Genomic DNA, 1,985 nt, shown 5'->3' with positions numbered 1-1,985 from the left:
ATGCGACACCCGGCTCACGCTCACCGACGCTCTCCACCCAGCGGGCGGCGTGCCCGGCGTCCGACGGACCGGACCCCGACAGCACACGACCCGCCGAGCCGGCATCGAGCGGAAACATCGACCCCTCGGGAACGATCCACCTCAACCCGTGCGGTGTCTCGAGCGAGACCACGCATCGGCGCTGCGTCCCCTCCCGCACGAACAGCTGCACACTCTCACCCGTCTCGTCACGGAGCTGAGCGAGGATCGGGCGTGCGATCTCGGTCAGCGGGAACCGTTCCCGAGCCGCCTGCCCCAACGCGGCGAGCCCGTGCCCGAGTTCGTATCGACCGTCACCGTCACGGCGCAGCACCGCGTGTGCTTCGAGCGCGGTTGCCAGACGATGCACGGTGGCCCGCGGGTACCCGGTCGCCTGCTGGAGCCCGGACAACGCTTGCGGCTCGTCGGCAACCGTTCGAACGATCACCATCGCCTTGTCGAGAACCCCCACGCTCGTTATGATGTCCATATTCAGAGAATGGTATCCCATATGTTGGGACACTGTCGAGTGGTGAACGGAGAAGCGACGTGGGAAAGACATTGCCGGAAAAGGTGTGGGAACGCCACCTCGTCCAGTCGGGCGACGGTGAACCGGACCTGATCTACATCGACCTGCACCTCGTGCACGAGGTCACCAGCCCGCAGGCGTTCGACGGGTTGCGCCTCACCGGCCGCACGGTGCGTCGTCCGGAACTGACGATCGCCACCGAGGACCACAACGTCCCGACGGAGAACATCGATCAGCCGATCGAGGATCCGATCTCGGCCAAGCAGGTCGACACGCTGCGCGCCAACACCGCCGAGTTCGGGATCACCAACTTCCCGATGGGTGATCCGAACCAGGGGATCGTCCACGTGATCGGACCCGAGCAGGGACGCACGATGCCGGGCATGACCATCGTGTGCGGGGACTCCCACACCGCGACGCACGGCGCGTTCGGTGCGTTGGCGTTCGGGATCGGGACCAGTGAGGTCGAGCACGTCCTCGCAACCCAGACACTCCCCCAGGAACGACCGAAGTGGATGTCGGTCACCGTCGACGGCGATCTCCAGCCCGGGGTCGCCGCGAAGGACGTGATCCTGGCGATTCTCGGCGAGATCGGCACGGGCGGCGGACTCGGCCACGTCATCGAGTACCGCGGCTCGGCCATCCGGGCGCTGTCGATGGAGGGCCGGATGACCGTCTGCAACATGTCGATCGAGGCTGGGGCCAAGGCCGGACTGATCGCACCCGACGAGACCACGTTCGACTACCTCGTCGGCCGCGAGCATGCGCCGCACGACGCCGACTGGGATGCCGCGGTCGCCGACTGGAGGGAGCTCTACTCCGACGACGACGCCGTCTGGGACAAGGAGGTCGTCCTCGATGCGGCGCAGATCGCGCCGCACGTCAGCTGGGGGACGAACCCGGGACAGGTCGCATCGATCGACACCCCGATCCCGGATCCGGCAAGCGTCGACAACCCGACACAGCGGGAGACGATCACCCGTGCACTCGAGTACATGGGCCTCGAGCCGGGAACGTCGATGCGCGACGTCGCGGTCGACACCGTGTTCATCGGATCGTGCACCAACAGCCGCATCGAGGACCTGCGCGCCGCTGCAGCCGTGATGGAGGGCCGCACCGTCACCGTGCCTCGCGTGATGATCGTGCCGGGCAGCCATCGCGTGAAGGACCAGGCGATCGCCGAGGGCCTCGATCAGGTCTTCATCGCGGCGGGGGCCGACTGGCGCGAGCCGGGCTGCTCGATGTGCCTCGCGATGAACCCCGACAAGCTGGCACCGCGCGAGCGCGCCGCCTCCACGAGCAACCGCAACTTCGAAGGCCGCCAGGGTCGGGGTGGTCGCACCCATCTCGTCTCCCCCGCCGTCGCCGCGGCCACCGCCATCGCCGGCACCTTCGCCACCCCGTCCGATCTCGCCTGATCCGGCGAACCCCACCTGTT

2 protein-coding genes are annotated in these 1,985 nt (G+C 67.8%); one reads left to right on the top strand and one right to left on the bottom strand.

From position 1 onward, the window contains the following. Positions 1-490: IclR family transcriptional regulator (locus tag WBV89_RS18365; RefSeq protein ID WP_423982779.1), on the bottom strand; the 490-nt coding region annotated here is incomplete at its 3' end. A 77-nt stretch (positions 491-567) separates the two neighbouring features. Here WBV89_RS18365 and leuC point away from each other — a divergent pair. Beyond that, on the top strand, positions 568-1,965 hold the full coding sequence (leuC, locus tag WBV89_RS18360; RefSeq protein ID WP_423982778.1) for a 3-isopropylmalate dehydratase large subunit: 1,398 nt from the start codon (positions 568-570) through the stop codon (positions 1,963-1,965). Positions 1,966-1,985: the final 20 nt, after the last annotated feature.

The organism is Ilumatobacter sp. (assembly GCF_049588435.1).
Taxonomy (GTDB): Bacteria; Actinomycetota; Acidimicrobiia; order Acidimicrobiales; family Ilumatobacteraceae; genus Ilumatobacter_A.
Note: the sequence above shows the minus strand (reverse complement) of the source record. Positions and strands in the feature narration are given on the sequence as shown.